General features: G+C 50.8%; 2 tRNA genes and 4 rRNA genes (2 of these 6 cut by a window edge). All 6 read left to right on the plus strand.

Annotated features, from left to right (window positions below):
• A 23S ribosomal RNA gene (locus tag L63ED372_RS00185) occupies positions 1 to 2,017 on the plus strand; it begins 860 nt to the left of the window's first position.
• A 158-nt stretch (positions 2,018 to 2,175) separates the two neighbouring features.
• Positions 2,176 to 2,288, plus strand: a 5S ribosomal RNA gene (gene rrf, locus L63ED372_RS00190).
• A 327-nt stretch (positions 2,289 to 2,615) separates the two neighbouring features.
• Positions 2,616 to 4,148, plus strand: a 16S ribosomal RNA gene (locus L63ED372_RS00195).
• Between the two features lie 99 nt (positions 4,149 to 4,247).
• Positions 4,248 to 4,324, plus strand: a tRNA-Ile gene (locus L63ED372_RS00200).
• 47 nt (positions 4,325 to 4,371) lie between these two features.
• Positions 4,372 to 4,447: transfer RNA gene (locus L63ED372_RS00205), tRNA-Ala, on the plus strand.
• A gap of 430 nt (positions 4,448 to 4,877) precedes the next feature.
• A 23S ribosomal RNA gene (locus L63ED372_RS00210) occupies positions 4,878 to 7,500 on the plus strand; it runs 254 nt beyond the window's last position.
• Together the 16S, 23S and 5S rRNA genes with 2 tRNA genes alongside form the textbook arrangement of a ribosomal RNA operon.

Genomic DNA, 7,500 nt, shown 5'->3' on the forward strand with positions numbered 1-7,500 from the left:
TTTGGCTAGGGGGTCATGGCGACTTACCAAACCAAGGCAAACTCCGAATACCGATGAGTACAGCTTGGGAGACAGAGCACCGGGTGCTAACGTCCGGACTCAAGAGGGAAACAACCCAGACCGCCAGCTAAGGTCCCTAAAATTGGCTAAGTGGGAAACGAAGTGGGAAGGCTAAAACAGTCAGGATGTTGGCTTAGAAGCAGCCATCATTTAAAGAAAGCGTAATAGCTCACTGATCGAGTCGTCCTGCGCGGAAGATGTAACGGGGCTAAGCCAGTTACCGAAGCTGCGGATTTGCAATTTATTGCAAGTGGTAGGAGAGCGTTCTGTAGGCCTGTGAAGGTGTGTTGTAAAGCATGCTGGAGGTATCAGAAGTGCGAATGCTGACATGAGTAGCGTTAAAGGGGGTGAAAAGCCCCCTCGCCGTAAGCGCAAGGTTTTCTACGCAACGTTCATCGGCGTAGAGTGAGTCGGCCCCTAAGGCGAGGCAGAGATGCGTAGCTGATGGGAAACAGGTCAATATTCCTGTACCGATGACAAGTGCGATGTGGGGACGGAGAAGGTTAGCTCAGCCAACTGTTGGATATGTTGGTTCAAGCCTGTAGTCGTGCTCGGTAGGCAAATCCGCCGGGCTTAGATGAGGGGTGATAACGAGGGTGCTTGCACCTGAAGTGAGTGATACCCTGCTTCCAGGAAAAGCCACTAAGCTTCAGCTTGTCATTGACCGTACCGCAAACCGACACTGGTGCGCGAGATGAGTATTCTAAGGCGCTTGAGAGAACTCAGGAGAAGGAACTCGGCAAATTGATACCGTAACTTCGGGAGAAGGTATGCCCCAAGTAGGTGAACTCGAACAGAGGGAGCCCAACGGGGTTGCAAAAAATCGGTGGCTGCGACTGTTTAATAAAAACACAGCACTCTGCAAACACGAAAGTGGACGTATAGGGTGTGACGCCTGCCCGGTGCTGGAAGATTAAATGATGGGGTGCAAGCTCTTGATTGAAGTCCCAGTAAACGGCGGCCGTAACTATAACGGTCCTAAGGTAGCGAAATTCCTTGTCGGGTAAGTTCCGACCTGCACGAATGGCGTAACGATGGCCACACTGTCTCCTCCTGAGACTCAGCGAAGTTGAAATGTTTGTGATGATGCAATCTCCCCGCGGAAAGACGGAAAGACCCCATGAACCTTTACTGTAGCTTTGTATTGGACTTTGAACAGATCTGTGTAGGATAGGTGGGAGGCTTTGAAGCTGGAACGCTAGTTTCAGTGGAGCCGACGTTGAAATACCACCCTGGTGTGTTTGAGGTTCTAACCTAGGTCCATTATCTGGATCGGGGACAGTGCATGGTAGGCAGTTTGACTGGGGCGGTCTCCTCCCAAAGCGTAACGGAGGAGTTCGAAGGTACGCTAGTTACGGTCGGACATCGTGATAATAGTGCAATGGCATAAGCGTGCTTAACTGCGAGACTGACAAGTCGAGCAGATACGAAAGTAGGACATAGTGATCCGGTGGTTCTGTATGGAAGGGCCATCGCTCAACGGATAAAAGGTACTCTGGGGATAACAGGCTGATACCGCCCAAGAGTTCATATCGACGGCGGTGTTTGGCACCTCGATGTCGGCTCATCTCATCCTGGGGCTGTAGCCGGTCCCAAGGGTATGGCTGTTCGCCATTTAAAGAGGTACGTGAGCTGGGTTTAAAACGTCGTGAGACAGTTTGGTCCCTATCTTCCGTGGGCGCTGCAGATTTGAGGAAGCCTGCTCCTAGTACGAGAGGACCGGAGTGGACACACCTCTGGTGTATCGGTTGTCACGCCAGTGGCATTGCCGAGTAGCTAAGTGTGGAAGAGATAACCGCTGAAAGCATCTAAGCGGGAAACTCGTTTCAAGATGAGATCTGCCGGGGCCTTGAGCCCCCTAAAGAGTCGTTCAAGACCAGGACGTTGATAGGTCGGGTGTGGAAGCGCAGTAATGCGTTAAGCTAACCGATACTAATTGCTCGTGCGGCTTGACCCTATAACTTTGATCACACGCCGCAAGGTGTGCATTGGTCAAGGAAGTTATGCCAAGTTGACGCATTCAAAAAGGCTGAAAGGCCGAGCGCAAGCTCAAAATCTGATTCCAAACTCTATGAATTCGTTGTCTTGACTTGGTCAAGATGACAACAAGTTATGCCTGATGACCATAGCAAGTTGGTCCCACTCCTTCCCATCTCGAACAGGACAGTGAAACGACTTAGCGCCGATGATAGTGCGGGTTCCCGTGTGAAAGTAGGACATCGTCAGGCTTCTAACAGCCCAAAACGCCTCACCGACCGGTGGGGCGTTTTCTTTAGAAGACATAAAAATCTTCTAAAGAAAACGCAAAAGCGTGATACAATAGAAAGCTTCGCTGATCGCAGCGAGGCAAACGAAGTGGCTCTGAGCTGCTTGGGTTCTTTAAAAATATACAGCCGATAAGCGTGGGCGTTTGATGGTGATTGCCAAGTTCTTCGGAACTTAGCTTTAATTAGCTAACAAACGCTCATGAAGTAAAAAAGATGTGGAAATCAGAAATGGTTGCCACGTCGATTCCAATTTATGAGTTGGTCGAAAGACCGAAAAAAATCAAGATCGAACTATAGAGTTTGATCCTGGCTCAGATTGAACGCTGGCGGAATGCTTTACACATGCAAGTCGAACGGTAGAGGGGGCAACCCCTTGAGAGTGGCGAACGGGTGAGTAATATATCGGAACGTGCCCAGTCGTGGGGGATAACGTAGCGAAAGTTACGCTAATACCGCATACGATCTATGGATGAAAGCGGGGGACTCGCAAGAGCCTCGCGCGATTGGAGCGGCCGATATCAGATTAGGTAGTTGGTGGGGTAAAGGCTCACCAAGCCAACGATCTGTAGCTGGTCTGAGAGGACGACCAGCCACACTGGAACTGAGACACGGTCCAGACTCCTACGGGAGGCAGCAGTGGGGAATTTTGGACAATGGACGCAAGTCTGATCCAGCCATTCCGCGTGCAGGATGAAGGCCCTCGGGTTGTAAACTGCTTTTGTACGGAACGAAAAGGTTTCTCTTAATACGAGGAGCTCATGACGGTACCGTAAGAATAAGCACCGGCTAACTACGTGCCAGCAGCCGCGGTAATACGTAGGGTGCAAGCGTTAATCGGAATTACTGGGCGTAAAGCGTGCGCAGGCGGTTATGTAAGACAGAGGTGAAATCCCCGGGCTCAACCTGGGAACTGCCTTTGTGACTGCATAGCTAGAGTACGGTAGAGGGGGATGGAATTCCGCGTGTAGCAGTGAAATGCGTAGATATGCGGAGGAACACCGATGGCGAAGGCAATCCCCTGGACCTGTACTGACGCTCATGCACGAAAGCGTGGGGAGCAAACAGGATTAGATACCCTGGTAGTCCACGCCCTAAACGATGTCAACTGGTTGTTGGGTCTTCACTGACTCAGTAACGAAGCTAACGCGTGAAGTTGACCGCCTGGGGAGTACGGCCGCAAGGTTGAAACTCAAAGGAATTGACGGGGACCCGCACAAGCGGTGGATGATGTGGTTTAATTCGATGCAACGCGAAAAACCTTACCCACCTTTGACATGTACGGAAGTCGCTAGAGATAGCTTCGTGCTCGAAAGAGAGCCGTAACACAGGTGCTGCATGGCTGTCGTCAGCTCGTGTCGTGAGATGTTGGGTTAAGTCCCGCAACGAGCGCAACCCTTGTCATTAGTTGCTACATTCAGTTGGGCACTCTAATGAGACTGCCGGTGACAAACCGGAGGAAGGTGGGGATGACGTCAAGTCCTCATGGCCCTTATAGGTGGGGCTACACACGTCATACAATGGCTGGTACAAAGGGTTGCCAACCCGCGAGGGGGAGCTAATCCCATAAAACCAGTCGTAGTCCGGATCGCAGTCTGCAACTCGACTGCGTGAAGTCGGAATCGCTAGTAATCGTGGATCAGAATGTCACGGTGAATACGTTCCCGGGTCTTGTACACACCGCCCGTCACACCATGGGAGCGGGTCTCGCCAGAAGTAGTTAGCCTAACCGCAAGGAGGGCGATTACCACGGCGGGGTTCGTGACTGGGGTGAAGTCGTAACAAGGTAGCCGTATCGGAAGGTGCGGCTGGATCACCTCCTTTCTGGAAACTGCAATCTAAATTGAACGCTCACACTTATCGGTTGTTGGAAGGTTGTCGCTGACGACTTGGGCGTATGCTTGGGTCATTGGTGACCGGCTTGGGTCTGTAGCTCAGTTGGTTAGAGCACTGTGTTGATAACGCAGGGGTCGTTGGTTCGAGACCAACCAGACCCACCAATCCTTCTGAAGAGTGGGTGCTGTACAGGTGCTCCAGACAAGATAACGGGGGATTAGCTCAGCTGGGAGAGCACCTGCTTTGCAAGCAGGGGGTCGTCGGTTCGATCCCGTCATCCTCCACCATCACTTATCGACATGTTGAGCGGGTCCTGCAAGGGCCTGGATAAATCTTCATTCAAAACAAAAGCTGCTTGGCAAGAGATTGCAAAGGCTGTTTTTGTGTTGATTGATATTGATCGATTAACAAGTGTCGCAAGACACACGGCTGTTCTTTAAAAATTCATAGAGTCGAATCAGAGTTGCCAGGGGAAACCGCACATTCGTAAAGGTTTAGTGCGGACCGTGCCCCTGGTGACAATTTTTTGATTGCGTCAAAACGAATATTCAAACGACGTTTGAAATTCAAGTAATGACGAATTGTTCTTTTGATATTGGATGGAAACATCCGGTGTTGAGGAATTATTCATATTACGGCATAACGCGTCAGGTGAAAGACCTGACAGACAGTCCTTGAAATAACGATGAGGTCTCGCAAGAGAGTTCAAAGTTATAGGGTCAAGTGACTAAGAGCATGTGGTGGATGCCTTGGCAATGATAGGCGACGAAAGACGTGAAAGCCTGCGATAAGCTTCGGGGAGCTGGCAAATAAGCTTTGATCCGGAGATTTCTGAATGGGGAAACCCACCCTTAGGGGTATCGCATGATGAATACATAGTCATGCGAGGCGAACCGGGTGAACTGAAACATCTCAGTAGCTCGAGGAAAAGACATCAACCGAGATTCCGAAAGTAGTGGCGAGCGAAATCGGAAGAGCCTGTTAGTGATAGCACAACTGTTAGCAAAGCGGCATGGAAAGGCCGACCATAGTGGGTGATAGTCCCGTATGCGAAAACAGATGTGTGGTACTGAGCTAACGACAAGTAGGGCGGGACACGAGAAATCCTGTCTGAATATGGGGGGACCATCCTCCAAGGCTAAATACTCATCATTGACCGATAGTGAACAAGTACCGTGAGGGAAAGGCGAAAAGAACCCCGGGAGGGGAGTGAAATAGATCCTGAAACCGCATGCTTACAAAAAGTAGGAGCCCGCAAGGGTGACTGCGTACCTTTTGTATAATGGGTCAGCGACTTACATTCAGTGGCAAGGTTAACCGAATAGGGAAGCCGTAGAGAAATCGAGTCCGAATAGGGCGATCAGTCGCTGGGTGTAGACCCGAAACCAAGTGATCTATCCATGGGCAGGATGAAGGTGCCGTAACAGGTACTGGAGGTCCGAACCGACTAATGTTGCAAAATTAGCGGATGACCTGTGGATAGGGGTGAAAGGCTAAACAAACTTGGAAATAGCTGGTTCTCTCCGAAAACTATTTAGGTAGTGCCTCAAGTATTACCATCGGGGGTAGAGCACTGTTTTGGCTAGGGGGTCATGGCGACTTACCAAACCAAGGCAAACTCCGAATACCGATGAGTACAGCTTGGGAGACAGAGCACCGGGTGCTAACGTCCGGACTCAAGAGGGAAACAACCCAGACCGCCAGCTAAGGTCCCTAAAATTGGCTAAGTGGGAAACGAAGTGGGAAGGCTAAAACAGTCAGGATGTTGGCTTAGAAGCAGCCATCATTTAAAGAAAGCGTAATAGCTCACTGATCGAGTCGTCCTGCGCGGAAGATGTAACGGGGCTAAGCCAGTTACCGAAGCTGCGGATTTGCAATTTATTGCAAGTGGTAGGAGAGCGTTCTGTAGGCCTGTGAAGGTGTGTTGTAAAGCATGCTGGAGGTATCAGAAGTGCGAATGCTGACATGAGTAGCGTTAAAGGGGGTGAAAAGCCCCCTCGCCGTAAGCGCAAGGTTTTCTACGCAACGTTCATCGGCGTAGAGTGAGTCGGCCCCTAAGGCGAGGCAGAGATGCGTAGCTGATGGGAAACAGGTCAATATTCCTGTACCGATGACAAGTGCGATGTGGGGACGGAGAAGGTTAGCTCAGCCAACTGTTGGATATGTTGGTTCAAGCCTGTAGTCGTGCTCGGTAGGCAAATCCGCCGGGCTTAGATGAGGGGTGATAACGAGGGTGCTTGCACCTGAAGTGAGTGATACCCTGCTTCCAGGAAAAGCCACTAAGCTTCAGCTTGTCATTGACCGTACCGCAAACCGACACTGGTGCGCGAGATGAGTATTCTAAGGCGCTTGAGAGAACTCAGGAGAAGGAACTCGGCAAATTGATACCGTAACTTCGGGAGAAGGTATGCCCCAAGTAGGTGAACTCGAACAGAGGGAGCCCAACGGGGTTGCAAAAAATCGGTGGCTGCGACTGTTTAATAAAAACACAGCACTCTGCAAACACGAAAGTGGACGTATAGGGTGTGACGCCTGCCCGGTGCTGGAAGATTAAATGATGGGGTGCAAGCTCTTGATTGAAGTCCCAGTAAACGGCGGCCGTAACTATAACGGTCCTAAGGTAGCGAAATTCCTTGTCGGGTAAGTTCCGACCTGCACGAATGGCGTAACGATGGCCACACTGTCTCCTCCTGAGACTCAGCGAAGTTGAAATGTTTGTGATGATGCAATCTCCCCGCGGAAAGACGGAAAGACCCCATGAACCTTTACTGTAGCTTTGTATTGGACTTTGAACAGATCTGTGTAGGATAGGTGGGAGGCTTTGAAGCTGGAACGCTAGTTTCAGTGGAGCCGACGTTGAAATACCACCCTGGTGTGTTTGAGGTTCTAACCTAGGTCCATTATCTGGATCGGGGACAGTGCATGGTAGGCAGTTTGACTGGGGCGGTCTCCTCCCAAAGCGTAACGGAGGAGTTCGAAGGTACGCTAGTTACGGTCGGACATCGTGATAATAGTGCAATGGCATAAGCGTGCTTAACTGCGAGACTGACAAGTCGAGCAGATACGAAAGTAGGACATAGTGATCCGGTGGTTCTGTATGGAAGGGCCATCGCTCAACGGATAAAAGGTACTCTGGGGATAACAGGCTGATACCGCCCAAGAGTTCATATCGACGGCGGTGTTTGGCACCTCGATGTCGGCTCATCTCATCCTGGGGCTGTAGCCGGTCCCAAGGGTATGGCTGTTCGCCATTTAAAGAGGTACGTGAGCTGGGTTTAAAACGTCGTGAGACAGTTTGGTCCCTATCTTCCGTGGGCGCTGCAGATTTGAGGAAGCCTGC

The organism is Limnohabitans sp. 63ED37-2 (genome assembly GCF_001412535.1).
Classification (GTDB): Bacteria; Pseudomonadota; Gammaproteobacteria; order Burkholderiales; family Burkholderiaceae_C; genus Limnohabitans_A.